This window comes from Candidatus Palauibacter sp. (assembly GCF_965261555.1).
GTDB lineage: Bacteria > Gemmatimonadota > Gemmatimonadetes > Palauibacterales > Palauibacteraceae > Palauibacter.
In genome coordinates, this window is record NZ_OZ253465.1 from 278,655 (window position 1) to 299,387 (window position 20,733).

18 protein-coding genes are annotated in these 20,733 nt (G+C 70.5%); 10 read left to right on the forward strand and 8 right to left on the reverse strand.

Translation table 11 applies throughout. From position 1 onward, the window contains the following. Positions 1 to 33 precede the first annotated feature (33 nt). Together ACQY5G_RS01190 and ACQY5G_RS01195 are read left to right on the forward strand one after the other, a co-directional pair. Positions 34 to 1,926 (forward strand): ABC transporter ATP-binding protein, encoded by a 1,893-nt coding sequence (locus tag ACQY5G_RS01190; protein ID WP_428276230.1) that lies wholly within the window; start codon positions 34 to 36, stop codon positions 1,924 to 1,926. Then, positions 1,923 to 2,141: a PLD nuclease N-terminal domain-containing protein gene (locus ACQY5G_RS01195; RefSeq protein WP_428276232.1), complete on the forward strand. Its 219-nt coding sequence runs from the start codon at positions 1,923 to 1,925 to the stop codon at positions 2,139 to 2,141. The genes ACQY5G_RS01190 and ACQY5G_RS01195 overlap by 4 nt, the downstream gene beginning before the upstream one ends. A 38-nt stretch (positions 2,142 to 2,179) precedes the next feature. On the opposite strand, the gene ACQY5G_RS01200 is transcribed toward ACQY5G_RS01195, so the two are convergent. Then, positions 2,180 to 3,499, reverse strand: a complete 1,320-nt coding sequence (locus ACQY5G_RS01200; RefSeq protein WP_428276234.1) for a 3-deoxy-D-manno-octulosonic acid transferase — start codon at positions 3,497 to 3,499, stop codon at positions 2,180 to 2,182. Between the two features lie 50 nt (positions 3,500 to 3,549). On the opposite strand from ACQY5G_RS01200, the gene ACQY5G_RS01205 reads away from it, so the two are divergent. The 3 genes from ACQY5G_RS01205 to ACQY5G_RS01215 are packed head-to-tail and all read left to right on the forward strand — an operon-like array spanning position 3,550 to position 6,094. Next, positions 3,550 to 4,689, forward strand: coding sequence for a DNA adenine methylase (locus tag ACQY5G_RS01205; protein WP_428276236.1), 1,140 nt, complete (start codon positions 3,550 to 3,552; stop codon positions 4,687 to 4,689). Beyond that, a complete protein-coding gene (locus tag ACQY5G_RS01210) occupies positions 4,686 to 5,810 on the forward strand; it encodes an aminopeptidase (RefSeq protein WP_428276238.1) in 1,125 nt (374 codons plus the stop codon). The genes ACQY5G_RS01205 and ACQY5G_RS01210 overlap by 4 nt, the downstream gene beginning before the upstream one ends. After that, complete coding sequence (locus tag ACQY5G_RS01215; RefSeq protein ID WP_428276240.1) at positions 5,807 to 6,094, forward strand: Fe(2+)-trafficking protein; 288 nt, start codon at positions 5,807 to 5,809, stop codon at positions 6,092 to 6,094. The genes ACQY5G_RS01210 and ACQY5G_RS01215 overlap by 4 nt, the downstream gene beginning before the upstream one ends. 22 nt (positions 6,095 to 6,116) lie before the next feature. On the opposite strand, the gene leuS is transcribed toward ACQY5G_RS01215, so the two are convergent. Then, positions 6,117 to 8,609: a leucine--tRNA ligase gene (gene leuS / locus ACQY5G_RS01220; RefSeq protein ID WP_428276242.1), complete on the reverse strand. Its 2,493-nt coding sequence runs from the start codon at positions 8,607 to 8,609 to the stop codon at positions 6,117 to 6,119. 116 nt (positions 8,610 to 8,725) lie between these two features. Further along, a complete protein-coding gene (locus ACQY5G_RS01225; RefSeq protein ID WP_428276244.1) occupies positions 8,726 to 9,142 on the reverse strand; it encodes a DoxX family protein in 417 nt (138 codons plus the stop codon). A gap of 79 nt (positions 9,143 to 9,221) precedes the next feature. On the opposite strand from ACQY5G_RS01225, the gene ACQY5G_RS01230 reads away from it, so the two are divergent. After that, entirely contained in the window at positions 9,222 to 9,896 is a 675-nt protein-coding gene (locus ACQY5G_RS01230; RefSeq protein WP_428276246.1) for a hypothetical protein, read from the forward strand. Here the strand turns inward: ACQY5G_RS01230 and ACQY5G_RS01235 are convergent. Both ACQY5G_RS01235 and ACQY5G_RS01240 read right to left on the reverse strand, forming a co-directional pair. Then, positions 9,893 to 10,768 (reverse strand): cation diffusion facilitator family transporter, encoded by an 876-nt coding sequence (locus ACQY5G_RS01235; protein ID WP_428276248.1) that lies wholly within the window; start codon positions 10,766 to 10,768, stop codon positions 9,893 to 9,895. The two genes, ACQY5G_RS01230 and ACQY5G_RS01235, sit on opposite strands and share 4 nt — an antisense overlap. A gap of 10 nt (positions 10,769 to 10,778) precedes the next feature. Next, the gene (locus ACQY5G_RS01240) at positions 10,779 to 11,087 is read right to left on the reverse strand and encodes a hypothetical protein (protein WP_428276250.1); all 309 of its coding nucleotides are present in this window, start codon (positions 11,085 to 11,087) and stop codon (positions 10,779 to 10,781) included. 167 nt (positions 11,088 to 11,254) lie between these two features. On the opposite strand from ACQY5G_RS01240, the gene acs reads away from it, so the two are divergent. The 3 genes from acs (at position 11,255) to ACQY5G_RS01255 (ending at position 15,581) form a co-directional block, all read left to right on the forward strand. Then, positions 11,255 to 13,240 carry an acetate--CoA ligase gene (gene acs, locus ACQY5G_RS01245; RefSeq protein WP_428276252.1) on the forward strand — a complete coding sequence of 662 codons (1,986 nt, stop codon included), beginning with the start codon at positions 11,255 to 11,257 and terminating at the stop codon, positions 13,238 to 13,240. A 58-nt stretch (positions 13,241 to 13,298) separates the two neighbouring features. Beyond that, positions 13,299 to 14,456, forward strand: coding sequence for an MFS transporter (locus ACQY5G_RS01250; RefSeq protein ID WP_428278626.1), 1,158 nt, complete (start codon positions 13,299 to 13,301; stop codon positions 14,454 to 14,456). A gap of 75 nt (positions 14,457 to 14,531) precedes the next feature. Then, positions 14,532 to 15,581, forward strand: coding sequence for a HigA family addiction module antitoxin (locus tag ACQY5G_RS01255; protein WP_428276254.1), 1,050 nt, complete (start codon positions 14,532 to 14,534; stop codon positions 15,579 to 15,581). A gap of 21 nt (positions 15,582 to 15,602) precedes the next feature. Here ACQY5G_RS01255 and ACQY5G_RS01260 read toward each other — a convergent pair whose 3' ends face one another. Together ACQY5G_RS01260 and proB are read right to left on the reverse strand one after the other, a co-directional pair. After that, entirely contained in the window at positions 15,603 to 16,898 is a 1,296-nt protein-coding gene (locus ACQY5G_RS01260) for a glutamate-5-semialdehyde dehydrogenase (protein WP_428276256.1), read from the reverse strand. Further along, positions 16,891 to 18,066, reverse strand: a complete 1,176-nt coding sequence (gene proB, locus ACQY5G_RS01265) for a glutamate 5-kinase (protein ID WP_428276258.1) — start codon at positions 18,064 to 18,066, stop codon at positions 16,891 to 16,893. The genes ACQY5G_RS01260 and proB overlap by 8 nt, the downstream gene beginning before the upstream one ends. 108 nt (positions 18,067 to 18,174) lie before the next feature. On the opposite strand from proB, the gene ACQY5G_RS01270 reads away from it, so the two are divergent. Beyond that, the gene (locus ACQY5G_RS01270; protein ID WP_428276260.1) at positions 18,175 to 19,158 is read left to right on the forward strand and encodes a 5'-3' exonuclease; all 984 of its coding nucleotides are present in this window, start codon (positions 18,175 to 18,177) and stop codon (positions 19,156 to 19,158) included. On the opposite strand, the gene ACQY5G_RS01275 is transcribed toward ACQY5G_RS01270, so the two are convergent. Further along, positions 19,155 to 20,684 carry a serine hydrolase domain-containing protein gene (locus ACQY5G_RS01275; RefSeq protein WP_428276262.1) on the reverse strand — a complete coding sequence of 510 codons (1,530 nt, stop codon included), beginning with the start codon at positions 20,682 to 20,684 and terminating at the stop codon, positions 19,155 to 19,157. The two genes, ACQY5G_RS01270 and ACQY5G_RS01275, sit on opposite strands and share 4 nt — an antisense overlap. Positions 20,685 to 20,733: the final 49 nt, after the last annotated feature.

A 20,733-nucleotide genomic window follows, 5' to 3' on the forward strand; every position in this document is an offset into this window, starting at 1 on the left:
TGGACCGCAGGCGGCGAGTTCGTACTATGGGGCATGCAAGCGCCGGACGGTCCCCTCCAGGAAGAAGAAGCGCTCGGGAAGGCGTACGACGCCCGCCTCATGAGGCGTCTGCTCGCGTACCTGCGGCCGTACCGGGGCAGGGTCGCGATCGCCGTGCTGATGCTCGTGGCCGCCTCGGGTCTCGCGCTCGTCGGCCCCTGGCTGACGATGGAGGTCATCGACCACGCGATCCCGGACGGCGATTTCGGCGCCATCCGCAGCCTTGCGATCCTCTTCTTCGTCTCGCTCCTCCTCTCCGGACTTCTGGAGTACGGGCGCACGATCCTGACCACGTGGATCGGGCAGAACGTGATGCTCGACCTGAGGCAGGAGATCTTTCGGCACCTGCAGCGCCTCCGGCTCGCGTACTTCGACCGGAACCCGGTGGGACGCCTGATGACGCGGCTCACGAGCGACGTCGAGGTCCTGAACGAGATGTTCACCTCCGGGGTCGTCACGATCTTCGGGGACGTCTTCACGGTCGCCTTCATCATGATCGCCATGCTCGTGATGGACTGGCGGCTCGCCCTCGTGACGTTCGCGGTCCTTCCCCTCGTGTTCGTGGCCGCGTGGCTCTTCCGGAAGAAGGTGCGCGAGGCGTACCGCGACATCAGGATCCGGCTCGCCCGCATCAACGCCTTCCTGCAGGAACGGATCACGGGGGTGCGCGTCGTGCAGCTGTTCCGGCAGGAGCGGTCGGCCACGCGCTGGTTCGGCGAGATCAACGATGACCACCTCGAGGCCCACCTGCGCTCGATCACGTACTACGCGCTCTTCTTCCCCGTCGTCGAGGTGCTCGCGTCCGTCGCGCTCGCGCTCATCATCTGGTACGGAGGCAACCAGGCCCTCGAGGGGACGCTCACGATCGGGGTCATCGCGGCCTTCCTGCAGTACGCGAGGCGATTCTTCCGCCCCATCCAGGATCTGTCGGAGAAGTACAACATCCTGCAGGGGGCGATGGCGAGTTCGGAGCGGATCTTCCGGCTCCTGGACGAGGCGCCGGGGATCGAGGACCCGGCGGACCCGACGGATCTTCCGAGAGAGGTGAAGGGCCGCATCGAGTTCGAGGACGTCTGGTTCCGGTATCTGTCGCCGGAGGAAGATGCGGCGGGGGTCACGACGCCCCACCTGGCCCACGCCGCGGCCTGGGAAGGGGCGGAGGGGCGGCTCGACGAGGACGCGCCGGATGACGGCTGGGTGCTGCGCGGCATCAGCTTCACGGCGGAGCCGGGACAGCGGCTCGCGGTCGTCGGAGCGACGGGAGCGGGCAAGACGACGCTGTTCAGCCTCCTCATGCGCTTCTACGAGCCGCAACGCGGGCGCATTCTGCTCGACGGGGTCGACATCCGGGAACTCCGGCTCGCCGACCTTCGGCACCGGATGGGCCTCGTGCTGCAGGACGTCTATCTCTTCTCGGGCTCCGCCGCGGACAACATCGCGCTCGACCGCGAGGCGGTGGGGCGGGATGAGATCCGGGAGGCGGCCCGTCAGGTCGGGGTCGACCGGCACCTCGCGCGGCTGCCGAAGAAGTACGACGAGCCGCTGAGCGAGCGGGGCGGGAACCTGTCCGTCGGCGAGCGCCAGCTGGTGTCCTTCGCCCGCGCCCTCGCCGGGGATCCGCCCATCCTGCTCCTGGACGAGGCGACGAGTTCGGTGGACTCGGAGATCGAGGCCGAGATCCAGGCGGCGCTGGAGCGCCTGATGGAGGGACGGACGAGTCTCGTCATCGCGCACCGGCTCTCCACCATCCGGGGGGCCGACCGCATCCTCGTACTTCACCACGGACGCATCAGCGAATCCGGCACGCACGATTCGCTGCTCGAGAGCGGCGGCCTCTACGCGCAACTCCACCGCCTCCAGTTCCAGAAGCCGACGGCCGCCGCATGAACGCCGTGCTGGACTGGGCGGCGGCGCTGGATATGCGCCTTGTGCTCGTGGCCCTTCTCGTGGCGCTGAACCTGTGGGCGACCGGCATCACCGCGCTTTCCAAGGCGCCGAGGCGAGAGAAGACGCTTTGGGTGGCCGTGATCTTCCTCTGCCCCATCGTCGGCAGCGTGCTCTGGTTCGTGTTCGGCCCGAAGCTCTGGGCGGAGAGACGCTAGGAGCGCCACGGGCAGCCGTCGGCGCTCGCGGCCGCAGGTCAGGACGGCCAGAGCAGGCGCAGGAGGTCCGCCGTACGGGAGGCGGCGCCGGATCCCGCTTCGACGAACGCCCGGGCGGCCCGGGCGTGGCGCCGGCGGCGAAGCGGGTCGGCCAGCCCGGTCAGGGTGTCCGCGAGCGCGCCGGCCGGAGAGACGAGCCCGCCGCCTGCGGACGCGAGGGCGCGGGCGTCGGCCCGGTCGTGGCGCGGGCCGAAGACGACGGGCAGCCCGGCCGCGGCGGGCTCGAGCACGTTGTGGAGCCCGGTGCCTCCCAGGCCGCCGCCGACATAGGCCGCATCGCCCGCCGCGTACAGCTCCGCGAGCCGGCCCACTTCGTCGAAGACGATGACGGAGGCGTCGGGCCCCGCGGCGGCATCGCCGATCGTGCTCCAGCGCACCGCGCGTTCCCCGCGGGCCGCGCACGACGCGACCAAGGCGTCGACGTGCGCGGCGGTCGGCTCGTGCGGCGCGATCACGAGCTGCCAGCCCGGGCCGCCTTCCCGCCGCACGGCCGCCGCGGCATCGAGCACCGCGCGTTCGTCCGCGGGCCACGTGGAGCCGGCGACGAGCCGCGGGGCCGCCCCGTCCGCCGCACCGAGCGCATCGCGGAAAGACGCGGCCGAGCCGTCGGCGCGGGCGCGGTCCGCCCGTTCGAGCGCCACGTCGAACGCCCCGTCCCCCGTCACCGCGAGCGCCCCCGGCCGGACGCCGAGCGCTTCGAGTCGCCGCGCGTCCTCCGGGGTCGCGGCGCCGACCGCGTCCAGGCGCGCATACGACGCGCGGAAGAGCCGGCGGGCGAGGGCGCCGGAGCGCCGGCTCCCATCGCGGACGGTGCCGTTGATGAGCGCGGCGGGCACCCCGGCCCGTCCGGCCGCGGCCACGAGTCCGGGCCACACGTCCAGCTTCGCGAACACGAGCAGGCCGGGCCGCACCGCGGCGAACGCCGCATCGCAGTCGCGCGCCCGGTCGAGCGGCGGCGGGCCCGAATGATCCGGGTCCAGCCACGCGAGTGCTGCCCTGCCCGACGGCGAGCCGTGCGTGACGAGGAGCTGTGCCCGCGCGCCGCCGCGCGACCCGGACCGTGAGCCACGCAGACCCCGGATGGCCGGCGCGGCGCCGAGCAGCTCGCCGGCGGAGGCGCCGTGCAGCCACACGAGCGGCCCGGGCTCCCGGCTCCGTCCCCACGCGGCGAGCTCCGCGGTGGCGCGCTGCCGAGCCGCGAGCGCCCGGGCGAGGTCCGGGCGGGCGCGCCGAAGCAGGGGCGCCGCGGCGAGCGCGACGCCGGTCGCCGCTCCCGTGAGACGGGCCCCGGCGTTCACGACGCCCCCCCGGAGCTTTTCGCCCGCATCCCGTCTCCATATTCTCCCGCGTGCGCTATCTCGGGAACAAAACGAAGCTCGTCCCCTTCCTGCTGGAGACCGTGGACCGGTTCCAGGAGACGCCCGGCGTCGCATGCGACCCGTTCGCCGGCACCGCCAGCGTGTCGGCGGCGCTCAAGGAGAAGGGCTGGCAGGTCCATGCGGGCGACCTGATGGCGTCGTCCTACGCCCTCCAGGTCGCGCGGGTCCAACTCGACGGGCACCCGCGGTATCCGGCCTCGCTCCTCCCGGCGGCGGCCCGCAACGGAAAGCGGGAGATCGGCTACCACGCCCTGCTCGAGGGGCTGGCCGAACTCGGTGATCCCGGGGATGTCGACGGCGGCGATCTCGCGGGCGGGGAGGGATCGGGCCGCCGTGGGTTCATCTCCGAACACTACACGAGCGACGGAGCCGCCGGCCGGGAGCACGGGCGCATGTACTTCTCCCCCGAGAACGGACGGAAGATCGACCGGGTCCGGACGCGGATCGAGCGCTGGACCCGCGGGTCCTCCCACAGCGAAGCCGCGGCCCAACTCCTGATAGCAACACTCATCGAGGCCGCCGACCGGGTGGCGAACACGACCGGCGTGTACGCCTCGTTCGTAAAAACCATGCAGCCGAACGCGCTGCGACCGCTCGAACTCCGTCCGATCGAACCGACCTCGCGCCGGGCAGGAGCCGGCGCCTGCAGCGCGTTCCGCGGACCCGCCGCCCGTCTCCTGCAATCCATCGGTCCCGTCGATCTCGTCTATCTCGACCCCCCTTACAACGGCCGGCAATATCCCGCGTATTATCACATCCCCGAACTCCTCGCGCTCGGCTGGGCCACGCCGCCGGAGATCCGGGGAAAGACGGGACTCATACCCGACGAGGCGCAGCGCTCGGACTGGTGCCGGAAGAACCGGGCCGCGGACGCCCTCCGGCAGGTGCTGGAGGCCGCCGACGGACGCCACATCCTGTTCAGCTACAACGACGAGGGGCACCTGGACCGCGCCGCCATCGAGGGGGCGCTGCGCGAACGCGGCCTGCCCGACAGCTACGAGTTCCACGACCGGGCCTACCGCCGCTACCGGAGCGACGCCGACGGCCCGCGACGGAGCTACCTGCGCGACGACGTGCGGGAACACCTCCACTACGTGAGGTGCGCGTGAGCACGGTGCGCCGGGTGAGCGCCCGCCTCTCCCCCTCCCGCGCGCGCGCAACGCTCGTGCTGCTCCTGCTGAGCGCGGGGGGCTGCTCGCCGGCGTACGTCCTGCGCGCCGGCTGGGAGGAGGCCCGCATTCTCGCGGCGCGCCGCCCCATCCGGGCCGTGATTCACGACACGACCGTGGCCCGCGAGACCCGCGACAAGTTGCGGCTCGTCCTCGACGCGAGAGACTTCGCGGAACGCGACCTGGGGCTGCGCGCGGGGGCGAGCTACGAGTCGTTCTCGCAACTCCACCGCGACACGCTGGTCCTGAACGTGCTCGCCGCCCCGGAGTTCGGGCTGCGCTGGAAGACGTGGTGGTTCCCCATCGTCGGCCACCTCCCCTACAAGGGATACTTCGACTTCGACGATGCCCGCGCGGAGGCCGCCAGCCTGGCCGAGGAAGGCTACGACGTCTCGCTCCGGCCGGTCGCCGCCTTCTCGACGCTGGGCTGGTTCCCCGACCCCATCATGTCGACGACGTTGCGGCTCGACAGCCTGGGGCTCGTCGAGACCGTGATCCACGAGATCACGCACAGCACGTACTTTCCCACCGGCCAGGCGGACTTCAACGAGAGCTTCGCGAACTTCGTCGGGCACCGCGGCGCCATCGAGTTCTTCTGCGAGGCGCTCGCGGACGAAAGTACCTGCCGGCGGGCGCAGTGGAGGTGGGAGGACGCGCGCACGTTCGGCCGCTTCTTCCATTCGATCCTCGCGCCGCTGGAGGAGGTCTACGCCTCCACCCTGTCCGATGACGCGAAGCGGAGGGCCAAACGCGAGGTGTTCGAGGCGGCGGCCCGGCGCTTCGAGACGGAGTACAAGCCGCGGCTCCACGCGCGGTACGGTTCGATCGACCCGGACGGCCTCGACAACGCGTGGATGATCTCGCGGCTCCTCTACTACACGAGGCTGGATGACTTCGAGCGCGTGTACGAGTCGCACGGCTCCCTGGTGCCCTCCGTCGAAGCACTCATGACGGAGGTCGCCGGCGGCGACCCGTGGGAAGCTCTGACGCGCCTCGTGGGTCCAGCGGACACGGGCCCCGGCCAAAGGGACAGCTCCGAGACCACGGAAGGCTCACGATGACGGAACCGTTCGTCTGTGTGCGCTGCGATCGCGACGACCCGGACCGGGTCGAGCGCGTCCCGTTCCCGAGCGAACTCGGCGAGCGGATCGTGGCCGAGATCTGCGCGCCGTGCTGGGAGGAGTGGAAGGAGCGGCAGATGCTCCTCATCAACCACTACGGTCTGAAGCTCCACGAATCCGCGGCGCGCGAGTTTCTCTACAAGAACCTGCGGATCTACCTCTTCGGCGAGGAGGGCACCGCCGCCTCCATCGACGCGGGCGAGGAAGGCTCCGTCGAGTGGTAGGGCGCTCGCGCCAGCCGACGTGCTAGGAAACCACGAGGTTGAGCATGCGGTCCGGCACGTGGATCACCTTGCGGATCGCGACCCCGTCGAGGCGCCGGATCACGTTCGCCTCGGCCAGCGCCGCCTCGCGCACGACCTCTTCGGGGGCTCCGCGCGCGACCCGGATCGTCGCCCGCAGCCGACCGTTCACCTGCACCGGGAGTTCGACCTCGTCCACCACGAGCTTGCTCTCGTCCCAGGCCGGCCACTCCGCGTGATCGAAGATGCTCGACTCGCCGCCGAGGCGGGCCCACAGCTCCTCGGCGATGTGGGGCGCCATCGGCGCGATCATGATCACGAGCGGCCGCACCTCGTCGATCGAGGCCGTGCGCCCGCCTGAGCGCACCGTGTTCAGGTAGTCCATCGCGGCAGCGATCGCCGTGTTGTAACTCAGCGCTTCGAGGTCCTCCGAGATCTGCCTGATCGTGGCGTGCAGCGCCCGCTCCACGCCGGGATCGTCGAATCCCGTGCGCCCCGCCTCGGCCGCCGCCGTCACGCTGTCCCACACCTTCTTCAGGAACCGCTCGGGCCCGGCCAGGCCGCTGTCGCGGAAATCTCCGCCCCGCTGGAAGGGGCCGAGGAACATCAGGTACATGCGGAACGTGTCCGCGCCGAATCGCGCGATGTACTCGTCCGGGAGGATCACGTTGCCGCGCGACTTCGAGATCTTGGCGCCGTCCCTGATGAGCAGGCCGTGCTTGCGGAAGCGGTCGTACGGCTCCTCGAACTCGAGGTGCCCGAGGTCGTGCAGCACCATCGTGAGGAAGCGGGAGTAGAGGAGGTGGAGGACGGAGTGCTCCTCGCCTCCGATGTAGCTGCTGACGGGCAGCCAATTCCGTGTCCGGTCGGGGTCGAACGGCCGGTCGTCGAACTCGGTCGAGGGATAGCGCAGGAAGTACCAGCCCGAGTCGAGGAAGGTGTCGGAGACATCGGTCTCGCGCCGGCCCTCGGCGCCGCACTCCGGACACGTCGCCGCGTGGAACTCCGGGTCGCGCGCGAGCGGACTCACGCCCGTCTCGGTGGGGCGGAAATCCTCCACGTACGGGAGGACGACGGGGAGATCCTCCTCCGGCACGGGCTCCGGACCGCAGATGTCGCAGTAGATGATGGGGATGGGCGGCCCCCAGTACCGCTGCCGGGAGATGCACCAGTCGTGCAGCCGGTAGTTGACCTCCGCCGCCGCGAGCCCGCGCTCCGCAAGCCACTCGGTGATCGCGCGCCCGCCCGCGTCGGCCTCCATCCCGCTGAAGCGCCCGGAGTTCACGAGGATCTCATCGGCAGTGTGCTCGACGAAGGCGGCCTCCGCCTCGCCTCCCCCGACGTGCGCGGGATCCGCGCCCTCCGGGAGCGCCGCCCGGGAGCACACGACCTGGACGACGGACAACCCGAACCGGCGCGCGAAATCGAAGTCCCGCTGATCGTGTCCGGGCACGGCCATGATCGCGCCGGTGCCGTAGTCCATGAGGACGTAATCGGCGACCCAGACGGGAATGTCCTCCCCGGTGGCCGGGTTCCGCGCGTAACCGCCCGTGAAGACGCCGGTCTTCTCCCGATCATCCGTCTTCTGCCGTTCCACGAGGTCGACGGCGGCGGCGGCGCGCGCGTAGGCCTCCACCTCGGCGCGGCGCTCGTCCGTCGTGAGCCGCTCGACGAGGGGATGCTCCGGCGCCAGGACCATGAAGCTCGCGCCGAAAAGCGTGTCGGGCCGGGTTGTGAACACCTCGATCCGGTCCCCTTCGCCTTCCGCCCCATCCCCGGCACCCGCAACGGCGCCCGAGAGCGGGAAGTGCAGCCGCGCGCCCTCGGAGCGGCCGATCCAGTTGCGCTGGGCCGTCTTCGTGGTCTCGGACCAGTCGATCCAGTCCAGGTTGTCGAGCAGCCGCTGTGCGTAGTCCGTGATCCGGAAGAACCACTGGCTCAGCATCCGCTGTTCGACCGGGGCGTCGCACCGTTCGCACAGCCCGCCGATGACCTGTTCGTTCGCAAGGACCGTCTTGCACCTCGGGCACCAGTTGACCGCGGCCTCCTTCTTCTCCGCCAGGCCCGCCCTGAAGAGCTGGATGAAGATCCACTGCGTCCACTTGTAGTAGCGCGGATCCGTCGTATCGACGGTGCGGGACCAGTCCGTCATGAGCCCCGCCGCCCTCAGCATCCGCTCGAAGTTGCGGACGTTCGAGGGGATCAACTCCATCGGGTGCGTGTCGACCTTTAGCGCATGGTTCTCCGAATGGATGCCGAACGCGTCGTATCCGATGGGCTCGAAGACGTCATCGCCCTGCAGGCGGCGGAAACGCCCGTAGATGTCGGCCCCCGTGAAGGCGTACAGGTTCCCGACGTGGAGCCCCTCGGCCGACGGATAGGGGTACATCATGAGGTTGAAGAACGGACGCTCGGCGGCGTCGAGGTCGGGCTCGTTCGTCCCGTTCTCCTCCCACCAGGCCTGCCACCGGGATTCGATGGCGATCGGGTCGTACATGGGCCGAGGGTCCGCTCCGTCCAGGGATCACTCCGGGGAGATGCACGAGACGGCGGCACCCTGCGGAGGCCGCCGTCCGGCCGCACAAGATGGGGCCGGAACGGCGGCCGAACAACTTACGACACCTGGTCTTCCCGGCCGGGACCGGGGACCATGTGGTCCAGGCTGAACTTCCCGTTGCCCGTCGTCCACAGGAAGAGGAAGATGGCGCAGTACAGGATGGCGAGTTCTCCGCCGTTCACGATCGGCCAGAACTCCATCTCGCGCGCGAAGAAGTGGCGCCACCAGTAGACCACCGCGAAGTGCCCCGTGAGGATGAAGGCGACCCACCGCGTCCGGACCCCGAGAATGATGAGGATCGGCAGGAAGAACTCGATGAGGCCCGCGATGCCGCGCGGCCACGCGATCCAGGACTCGACGGCGGTCGCACCGAACATGCCGAGGAGCTTCTGGGCTCCGTGCTGCCATAGCATGAGGCCGGCGGTGACCCGGAGCACGGCGTGGGTGGTTTCCTTCGAGACGGGTGCATTCATGACGCCTCCCATTAAAAGGGGGGGCTCCGGCGTCCGCGCCGCTTGCAGGCCCGGAAGTGCCGCCGTAGCCTTGCGACCCATGATGCCGGTTGATTCTCCGCGCGCACAAGACGGGGAGTTCGAGGGCGAAGTCCCCGTTCGCATTCCGCTGGTCCTCCTGCTCACCCTCAGGGACCTCGACACGCCCGAAGATCCGCGGGAACTCGAGGAGGTGGACTTCTCCCTGAACCTGCGGCGCCGGCTGGGGCTCTCGAGTGTCGTGCTCAAGCAGATTCGCCGCTACGAGGAGGACGGCGGGGATGTGCACGCCGCCGAAGTGGCGAGCCTGTTCGAACTCGTCGCGAAGCGGGTCGATGCTCCGGAGATCTTCGCCGCCGCGGGACGCCGCGTCACGCATGAGGCATTTAGCCCCGGTGGGCGGGTGACCCTGCGCCTGGGATGGCGGTTGATCCCTCTCCGCCTCCGCCGGATCCTCGCCTGGCGACGAGTGAAGAAGATCGCCCGCCGCCTGACCCCCTCCTCGAAGATCTGGCTCGCGAAGGACATGAACGGGCTCGCGATCAAACGCGGTCTCCCTGTCTTGGCCACGGCCGACAGGGGCGGAAGCGGGTGCGAGATCGTGTCGGGGATCATCGAGGAGTCGTTCCGAGTTTATCGGGCCGGGGAGGGCAGCGTTTCGCACCCGCAGTGCGAGGCCTTCGGGGAGGAGTACTGTCTCTGGGTGATCGAGCCAACCCCGAGCGCAGACCCTTAGTTCATGTGCGGTTCGACGTGGACGGTCACGTCGGTGAATCCGATCCGGGCGGCGACCCGCCGTTCCACTTCATCGGCGATTTCGTGGGCGCTGACCGCCGTTTCGGCGGGTTCGACCCGGATCGTGAGTTCCGCGAAGCGCCCGACCGATTTGCCGCGCGAACGGACCCCGGTCACGGCCCGCACGCCGGGCACCCCGCTCGCCACGCCCTCGATCTCCCGCGGATCGACGGCTCGCTCGTCGACGAGGACGGGGATGGTCTCGCGGAAGATCTTGTATCCGGAGCGGGCCACCACGAGCGCCACGGCGAGGGCGAGCCACGCATCGGCCGGGGCCCAGCCGGTCCAGTCGGTGATCGCAAGCCCGGCCAGGACTGCCGCGGTAACCAGGACGTCGGACGCCGTGTGCCGCGCGTCCGCCGCGAGGATTTCGCTCGACAGCCTCCGGCTCGCCCTCGCTTCGCCCAGCGCGACCGCCGCGTTCACGACGAGCGCAGCGGCGAGCACGCCCATCATCACAGGCTCGATATCCGGCGGAGCGCCACCCCGAATCAGACGGTCGAGCGCGCTCTGTACCAGTTCGAAGAAGGTGACGGAGAGGAATGCCGCCACGGCGAGCGCCGCGAGCGTCTCGAATTTCCCGTGTCCGTAGGGATGCTCGGCGTCCGGCGGGGCGGCCGCGAGGCGCATCGCGGCGAGGCCCACGACGTTGTTGATCGCATCGACGCCCGAGTGGGCCGCGTCGCCCAGCACGGCGATCGATCCCGTGCGCAGTCCCACGATCAACTTCGCCGCGATCACCGCCACGTTCGCGAGCAGCACCCACAGGAGTATGCGGCGCACCCGTCCGTGACGGTCCGCCGGCGAGTTCACCGTCCCGAACTCATCGCCTGAAGCGACGCCCCCGACTGAAGTCCGGTTTCGATGAGTACCGCTCGGGCTCTTCCCCCTCGTCTTCTCCCTCCTCGCCCTCCGTATCCCGCATCACGGCGTCGAAGCGGCTCAAGCGGGCGCGCCGGCGGCCTCCCAGCAACCAGCGCCAGGGCGACTCGCGCGGCGCCCTTCCCGTCGGCGCGTGCTTGTCGTACAGGCCGGGAGAGCCGAGCCCCACCCAGATGCCAAAGGCGAGGGCGAGGAGCGCGCCCAGGGAGCCGGCGATGATCAGGATCCAGGCCAGCGTGTCTTCGGTCATGAAACTCCGTGCTTCGTCGCGCCGGGGCGCCGGGTTCTTGCCTGCGCCGCCGGGCGTCGTCTACTGTCACGCCGGGCCGCCCCCCGGCCGGCCCACTAGATGGTGCCCCCGGCGGCTCCGTGACAAGCGCGACCGTCCGTTCTCTCCCCTCCGACTCGAGCGATTCCATGACCGAACAGCACCGGGAAATCGATGTCCTGCTGGACGAACAGCGGACTTTCGAGCCGTCGGCGGACTTCGTCGCGGCCGCCCATGTGGGCGATCGCGGCCCGTACGACGAGGCCGACCGGGACCGCGAGGCGTACTGGGACGCGTGGGCGCGCCGGCTCGACTGGTTCACGCCCTGGGACACGGTGCTGGAGTGGGATCCTCCCTTCTCGAAGTGGTTCGTCGGCGGCACGCTCAACGCCGCGCACAACTGCCTCGACCGCCACCTGGAGACGCGCGGTTCGAAGACGGCGCTCATCTGGGAGGGCGAGCCGGGAGACGTGCGCCGCTACACCTACCGCGAGTTGCACGAGGAGGTGGGCCGTTTCGCGAACGCGCTCAGGGGGCTGGGGATCGGGAAGGGAGACCGGGTCGCGATCTATCTCCCCATGGTCCCGGAGGCCGCCGTCGCCATGCTCGCCTGCGCGCGCATCGGGGCTCCGCATTCCGTCGTCTTCGGAGGCTTCTCACCGCAGTCCCTCCGCGACCGGATCGAAGATGCCCATGCCACATGCGTGATCACGGCGGACGGGGGATATCGCCGCGGCGGCATCATCCCGCTCAAGGCGAGCACGGACGCGGCCATCGAGGGTCTCGACTACGTGAAGAGCGTCGTCGTCGTGAAGCGCTCCGCCGTGTCCGACCCCGGGGCGGCGCCCCACGGAGACCGGGTGGACACGCCGTCGTGCGAGATGACCGGAGGCCGGGACCACTGGTACCACGAGCTGATCGCCGAGGCGGACGCCGAGTGTCCCCCCGAGCCCATGGATTCGGAGGACCTGCTCTACATCCTCTACACCTCCGGGACGACGGGGAAGCCGAAGGGCGTGATGCACACGACCGGTGGCTACATGACGCACGTGACCGCGACCGCGAAGTGGGTGTTCGACCTCAGGGAGGACGACATCTACTGGTGCACGGCGGACGTGGGATGGGTGACGGGCCACTCCTACATCGTGTACGGCCCGCTCGCGAACGGAGCGACGGTGGTGATGTACGAGGGATCGCCCGACTGGCCCGACCGGAGCCGCTTCTGGGACCTGTGCGAGCGCTACGCGGTGACGGTCTTTTACACCGCGCCGACGGCGATCCGCGCCTTCATGCGGTGGGGGGACGACTGGCCGGCGGGCTACGACCTCTCGAAGCTCCGGCTGCTCGGGACGGTGGGCGAACCCATCAACCCGGAGGCGTGGGTCTGGTACGACCGCCACATCGGGGGCGGCCGCTGCCCGATCGTCGACACGTGGTGGCAGACGGAGACGGGCGGGATCATGATCACGCCGCTTCCCGGGGCGATCACCACGAAGCCGGGGACGGCGACGGTCCCCTTCCCCGGCATCGAGGCGGCGATTCTCGACGAGGAGGGGAACCCGGCGGAGTCCGGCTATCTGGCGATCACCTCGCCGTGGCCGGGGATGCTGCGGGGGGTGTGGGGAGACGAGGAACGCTACCGCGAGACGTACTGGTCGAAGTGGCCCGACATCTACTTCCCCGGCGACGGGGCGCGGGTGGATGAGGACGGCTACTACTGGATCATGGGCCGCGTCGACGACGTGCTGAACGTGGCCGGCCACCGGATCGGGACCATGGAAGTGGAGTCCGCGCTCGTCGACCACGAGGCCGTGGCGGAGGCCGCGGTCGTGGGGCGTTCGGACGAGATCAAGGGACAGGCGGTGGCCGCGTTCGTGAGCGTGGTGGAGGGGACGGAGACCTCCGAGGCGCTGCGCCAGGAACTGCGGGGGCACGTGGCTGCGCAGATCGGGGCGATCGCGCGGCCGGCCGACCTCATCTTCGCCGCCGAACTGCCGAAGACGCGAAGCGGGAAGATCATGCGGCGCCTCCTGCGGGACGTGGCGGAGGGACGGGCGCTCGGGGACACGACGACGCTCGCCGACCCCGCCGTGGTGCGCAGCCTTCAGCAACAGTTCGCCGACAGCGAGGGCTGACGCCGGCGTGGGCCGAGCGGGTCAACTCGCGCTCCTCGCGCTGGTCGAGTTGCTCGCGATGGGTCTCTGGTTCTCGGCCAGCGCGGTCGTGCCGGAGCTGCGCGACGCGTGGGGCCTCGACGACGCCGGGGCGGCCTGGCTCACGACCTCCGTGCAACTCGGTTTCGCCGCGGGCGCGGTCCTCTCGGCGCTGCTCACGCTGTCCGACGTGTGGGATCCGCGCCGCCTCATCGCCGGGTCGGCCCTGCTCGGCGCGGCCGCCACCGCCGCGATCGCCCTCCTCGCGGACGGACTCGCCCTCGCCGTCGTACTCCGGTTCGTGACGGGGGTCGCGCTGGCGGGGGTGTATCCGCCGGGGATGAAGATCGTCGCCGGCTGGTTCCGCGCCGGACGCGGGACGGCGATCGGGGTCCTCATCGGCGCCCTCGCGGTCGGGAGCGCGATGCCCCATCTGCTGCGTCCGCTCGGAGGGATCGGCGCCTGGCAACCCGTGCTCCTGCTCGCCTCGGGCTTCGCGGTCGTGGCGGCCATTCTCGCTACGACCGGGCTCCGCGCAGGCCCCCACCAGGCGCCGGCCGCGCCCTTCGATCCCCGCGCGGTGCGCCGGATCTTCGCCGACCGGGCGACGATGCTCGCCAACGGCGGCTACTTCGGGCACATGTGGGAGCTCTACGCCGTGTGGACGTGGATCCCCGCATTCCTGGCGGCAAGCTTCGCCGCGGACGCGAGCGCGGGCACGACCGCTTCCCTCGCCTCGTACCTGGCCTTCGGGACGATCGCGGCCGGAGGGCTGGGCGCCGCCGCGGCGGGCGTCCTCGCCGACCGTTTCGGACGGACGGCCGTCACGAGTTGGAGCATGGTGCTGAGCGGCGCCTGCTGCCTCGCCATCGGGCCGCTGTTCGGCGGTCCGGTGTGGCCGACCGCGGCGGTCTGTCTCGTGTGGGGGTTCGCGATCGTCGCGGACTCCGCGCAGTTCTCCGCCTGCGTGAGCGAACTCGCCGAACCCGAGTACGTCGGGACCGCGCTCACGCTGCAGACGGCGATCGGCTTTCTCCTCACGATCACCACGATCCGCCTCATCCCGGTGTGGGAGTCATGGATCGGCTGGGAGTGGGCCTTCGCGCCGCTCGCCATCGGCCCCGCCCTCGGCACCTGGAGCATGCTCGCCCTGCGCCGCCGCCCCGAAGCCGCCCGCATCGCCGGCGGCCGCCGCTAGCTCCGTTGCGACGCGTAACGCTACGCGCTACTGCTCATCCTGGTGGATTACCACTGACCGGAAGGAAGAAAGACAATGAACGACACCGGCAAGCGCGCACGTCCGATGCTCAATCCGCCGCACCTGGGCGAACTTGTCGGCGAAAGCATGGATGAGGTCGGCTGGAACGTGACCCGGACGGCGGCCCGCCTGGGGTGCGAGCGAGGGACCCTGTCGCGACTGCTGAACGGGAAGGCGGGCGTGTCGGCGAACATGGCGCTTGCGTTGGAAGCCCTGGGCTGGGGCACGGCCGATCACTGGATGCGAATGCAGGCGAGCTATGAGCTTGCGCAGGCACGAAGGCGACACAACGCTCGGCCCGGATCGCGGTACGTCAGCGCTTCGGCCCTGCTGGTCCTCGCCGTCACCGCCGTCGCGTGTGCCGGGGCCGACGCGGGATCGCAGACGGAGAACGTGCCGCCGGCCGACGCAGACGCCGAGACGCAGGCGGCTGCGAATCGGCTCTCGGCCGAGGAGGCCGCGGAGGGCTTCGAGCTCCTGTTCGACGGGGAGTCGGTCGGCGCGTGGCGCGGGTTTCAGATGGATGATGTCCCGGCCGGCTGGAGCGCGAAGGACGGCGCGCTCGCCTTCACGCCGGGCGTCGGGGGCGGCACGCTGATCACGCGCGACACCTACGCCGACTTCGATCTACGCCTCGAGTGGAAGGTCGACGAGGGCGGCAACAGCGGGATCTTCTTCGGCATCGTGGAGAGCACGGAGAGCGCCTTCCAGTCCGGACCGGAGATGCAGGTTCTCGACAACGCGGGGCACTACGACGGGGGCGATCCGCTCACGTCGGCGGGGTCGAACTACGGTCTGCACGCGCCGCCGGAGGATGTGACGCGTCCGGTCGGCGAATGGAACGAAGTCCGGATCGTCCGCCACGGCAACCAGGTCGTACACTGGCTCAACGGCGTGCAGGTCGTCGAGTACGAGATCGCTTCGCCCGAATGGGAGGCGCTGGTGGCGGGGAGCAAGTTCATCCAGTGGCCCGACTACGGCCGGCACCACGAAGGCCACCTGGGACTGCAGGATCACGGCGACCCCGTCTGGTACCGCAACATCCGCGTCCGCCGCATCCAGTAGCGGCCCGCGGCCCCTGCGCCGTCAGTCGTTCGCGTCGAGCGGGCGGTGGGTGAAAGCCCGCTTGCCGGGGCCGTAGTCGGCGGCTCCCTGTCCTTCGCCGCGCAGCAGCCAGCGCGTCGTCAGGAGGCCTTCGACGCCGACCGGCCCGCGCGCGTGGATGCGGGCCGTGCTGATCCCCACTTCCGCCCCGAGACCGTAGCGGAATCCGTCGGCGAAGCGGGTGCTCGCGTTGTGGAACACGCTCGCCGCGTCGACCGCCTTCAGGAACCGCGCCGCGACTTCCCCGTCTTCGGCCACGACCGCGTCCGTGTGGCTGCTCCCGTAAGTGTGAATGAAGTCGATGGCTTCTTCCGGACCGGCCACGGTCCGCACGGCCAGCGTGAGGTCGCCGAACTCGACTCCCCAGTCCTTCTCGGAGGCGGCCTCGGCCCACGGCAGGACCCGGCGGGAGGGCTCGTCGCAGCGGAGTTCGACGCCGCGCTCGCGGAGCGCCTCTCCGATCGGTCCCAGCCTCGGCAGGAACGACTCGTGCACGAGCAGCGTCTCGGTCGCGTTGCACGCCGCCGGGTAGTCGCACTTTCCGTCCACGGCGAGCCGCACGGCCATCTCGGGATCCGCCGACGCGTCGACGTAGAGATGGCACACGCCCTCCGCGTGGCCCAGCACCGGAATCCGGCTCCGCTCCTGGATCGAGCGCACGAGCGCACCCGACCCCCGCGGGATCACGAGGTCGATGAGGTCGTCCAGCGCGAGCAGTTCGTCGACATCCCGCCGGTCCGGGACGCCGAGGACGGCCCGGCGATCGAGACCGGCCTCCTCCAGCGCCCGTTGCAGGCAACCGACGAGCACCTCGTTCGAGCGCGCCGCCTCGCGGCCGCCCTTCATGATGACCCCGTTCCCGGAGCGGATGGCGAGCGACCCGATCTGGATCACCGCGTCGGGCCGGCTCTCGAAGATGATGAGGAGCACGCCGAGCGGGCTGCGCACGCGCTCGAGGACGAGACCGTCATCCAGTTCCGTGCGGGTGAGGACGCGATCGATCGGATCCTCGCCTTCGACGAGCGCTTCGATCCCCTCGAGCAGGCTCTCGAACTTGGCGTCCGGGAGGCCCAGCCGGTGGAGGAGCGATCCGGAAAGCCCTTCCTCCGCCGCGCGCGCGAGGTCTTCGTCGTTCGCCCGCGCAATCTCGGCCCGAGACCGGAGCAACACCTCCTTCAAGGCGCACAGCGCCGCCGTCCGGCGCTCCGCCGGGGCACTTCCGATCGTGCGCTGCGCCGCCCGAACTCCGGCCGCCCGCTCCCTCAGCGTCTCAGACATCGTTCGTTTCCTTGAGGATGAGATGCTCCCGCCCCACGAGTTCGACGTTCGCCCCCGCCTGATGCGAGGCGGCCTGGACGACGAGCCGGGAGTCGAGCGCGACGACGCCCCGTCCCACCAGCGATCCGTCGAGCGCCCGAACCTCGACCACGTCGCCCCGCCGGAACGCGCCGTCCGCCCGCGCGACGTCCCCGGCCCGCAGCGGCTCGCCGCCCCGGAGACGTTCCGCGCCACCCTCCGCCAAAACCAGCGTCCCGCGCGGGTGAGAACAGTAGGCGATCCAGCGGCTGCGCGAGGAGAGGGCGGCGCGCGGCGGGATCCAGGTTCCCTCCTCCTCGCCGGCCAGGACCCGGTCGAGCGCGCCCGGCTCGACCCCCGACGCGATGACGGTGTGGCAGCCCCCGCGCGACGCGACCCGGGCCGCCTCCAGCTTGCTCGCCATCCCGCCCCGGCCGAGCCCGGAGCGCCCGTCCACGTCGAATCCGTGCTCATCGGGCCGGTCGATGCGGCCGACCAGCCTCGCGTCCGGATCGCGTCTGGGGTCGGCCGTCATGACCCCCGGCACGTCCGTGAGGAGCACGATCAGATCCGCCGCCAGTTCGCTCGCGACCAGCGCCCCCAGCCGGTCGTTGTCGTCGAAGATCGGCCGCTTCCCCGTCCCCCGGTACACGCGGTCGTTCAGCGAGATCGCGTCGTTCTCGTTCACGACGGGGACGACGCCGAGCCGGAAGAGACTCTGCAGCGTCTCGTGCAGGTTCAGGTAGCGCACCCGGTCGTCAAAGTCCGTCCACGTGATGAGGATCTGCGCGCAGGTGACACCGAGCCGGGCGAACCCCTGCTGGTAAAGTTCCATGAGCCGGCTCTGGCCGATCGCGGCGCACGTCTGTTTCAGCGCGGCCGTCTCGGGCGGCTCCGGGAGCTGGAGGGCGACACGCCCCAGGCCCACGGCACCCGAGGTCACGATGAGGACCTCCCTGCCCTCCCGCCGCAGGCGGCTCGCGCTCTCCACGACCCGGAAGAGGCGAGAGAGGGCGATCGTCCCATCGTCGTGCGTGACGACGCCCGTCCCCACCTTGAGGACGACGCGGTCGGCCGTCGCGATCACCTCGCGCGTCACGGCCGGCGCGGCGGCGCCATCGGGGGTCGAGACTGATTGGAGCTGGCTCACGTCGAACGCCTCACAGCGGGACCGGGACCCACAGCCGGCCGCGGGGCCGGCGGAAGGCCACCAAAGGTACACCGGCGCCACCCCCGCACCAGTCCCGGGAGCGGGCCGTTGCACACCACGCTCCGACGCACGACGCTTCGGAGGCGGGAGCGGGACGGGGCGGAGAATCGCGGCGGGGCGTCAGCGGAAGGCGGAGTTCGCGTGCAGGTCCACCTCATCGACGGCACCTACGAGTTGTTCCGGCACTTCTACGGTGCGCCCTCGGCGAAGAACGCCGGGGGCCACGAGGTGGGGGCGGCGCGCGGGGTCGTGAATTCGATGCTCGGCCTCCTCGAGGGCGGCGCCACGCACGTCGCGATCGCCACGGACCGCGTCATCGAGTCCTTCCGCAACGAGCTGTGGCCCGGCTACAAGGACGGCTCCGGCATCGATCCCGCGCTCTACTCGCAGTTCCCGCTCGTCGATGAGGCGCTCGCCTCGGCGGGCTTCACCGTGTGGCCGATGGTGGAGCACGAGGCCGACGACGCGATGGCCTCCGGCGCCGCGATGGCCGCCGCGGATCCGCGCGTGGAGCGCGTCTTCCTCTGCACGCCGGACAAGGATCTCGCCCAGTGCGTCGAGGGCGACCGCATCGTGCAGTTCGACCGTCGGCAGCGGCTCCTGCGCGACGAGCCCGGCGTCATCGAGAAATTCGGCGTCCCTCCCGCCGCGATCCCCGACTGGCTGGCGCTGGTGGGAGACTCCGCGGATGGATTCCCCGGCATCCGCGGCTTCGGTGCCAAAACCGCCGCGGCAGTGCTCGCCCGCTACGGCCGCATCGAGGACATCCCCTCGGACGGACGAGACTGGGACGTCTCCGTGCGCGGCCCCGAACGCCTCGCGCAAACGCTGCGCAACGGGCTCGATGACGCGCTCCTCTTCCGCCGCCTCGCCACGCTCGTCCGGGACGCCCCGGTGTCAGCGACCGTGGACGAACTCGAATGGACGGGCCCCCGCGACGATTTCGACCTCGTCGCGACGATCCTCGACGCCCCGGACCTTCCTGCTCGTGCGGGACGCCTCGCCGCCGCGCGTCCGGAGCCGCCCGGCTAGTCGCCGATCGGGGGGACGGCCTCCATCAGCAGGGCGATCGCGGCGTCCAGGTTCTCCCGGCCCGGGCCGGCGCCGGTGTACTTGCCGAGGCGGGTGATGACGAGGCCCCGCGCGGGGATGAACACCGTGTACTGCCCGCCGGCGCCCGCGAACCCGCCGTAGTCGTCCTCGATCGGGAAGCCGAGGTCCTTCCACACGAAGCCGCCGCCGTACGTGGGACGACCGTCGGCGATCCAGGCCGGGGCGATCTCCATCGCGTAGTCGACGTATCCCTCGGGGAGGATGCGCTCGCCCTCCCACACGCCGTCCTGCAGGTAGAGGTTGCCGAGCCGCGCCCAGTCGCGCGCGGAGCCGAACTCGTAGCCCTGGGTGAGGAAGTTCCCGTTCGGATCCGTCTCCATGATGAAGTTCCGGATCCCGAGCTTGTCGAACAGATGCCGCTGCGGGAAGGCGTGGTAGTCGTCGCCGCGCCCCTCCACGCCAAGGCGGGTCAGGTAGTTCGTCAACGCCGGGTCGGTGTTCCGGTACCGTCCCACCGTGTTCGGCTCCCACTGCTGCGGGCGGGTGGCCGCCCACTCGAAGGCGTTCTCGCCCGTATAGAGGTAGAGGTGGTCGGGATACCCCATCTCTTCCGTGTACCCGGGGTCCTGCGGCGCGACGATCCGGATTCCGCTCGACATCCGCATGATGTCGGCGATGCGGATGTTCTTCCTGTCATCGCCCTGCCACTCCGGGATCGGGGCGCGCTGCCACAGGCCGTACACGCCCTGCTGGATGAGGACGGCCATGAGCGTCCCGGTGAGCGACTTCCCCTTCGACCAGCTCTCGAACGGTGTGTGCATGTCGACGCCGGGGCCGTAGTCCTCGCCGATGATCCGCCCGTTGTAGGTGACGACGAAGCCGAGCGTCATCCCCTCCTGGTCCATCGCGATCTCGACCGCCTGCCCGACTTTGTCCATGTCGATCTCGGGCGGGTACGGCTCGTCCGGGAGCACGTCCCCCATGGGCCACGGCGTGGTGGCCGGATCCGGGGTGTTCGGCTCGACGACGGTCGGCGTGAAATAGATCGAGTCCCGGCCCAGCGGGTGCGTGATGCAGCCCTGGCTGCCGTAGAGCTTGGCGGTGCGGGTGATCCCCGAGGCGAGGGTGAGGCTGACGGTCTGCGCCTCCATGTCGACGACCGTGTCGACGACGGCGCCCCGGTGCTGGAAGGGCGCCGTGAAACCGCCCACGTTCGCCGCCGCATCGCGCCAGTCGAGACCCGTGATGAAGGTCCCGGAGCAGAGCGTCTTGGCGAAGCCCGCCGTGTGGTGCACGATCGGCTCGCCCGGGGGCGGATCCCACTCTGTCGGAAGCTCGAGCGATTCCCCGCGCGCGATCAGGCTTTCCATGAGGGTCTCGCCGGAGACTTCCTCGCCGCCGGTCTCGCCTCCATCCTCCGGCGCGCAGGCCGCAAGGCCGAACAGTGACAGCGAAAGCGCACAGCACAGGTGCGTCAGGGAAAGCCGGTCGCGGATGAAACGCATGGGTGATCCTCCGGTTCGTCCAGGTACGGTCGTGCTCATCTGCCCGGTC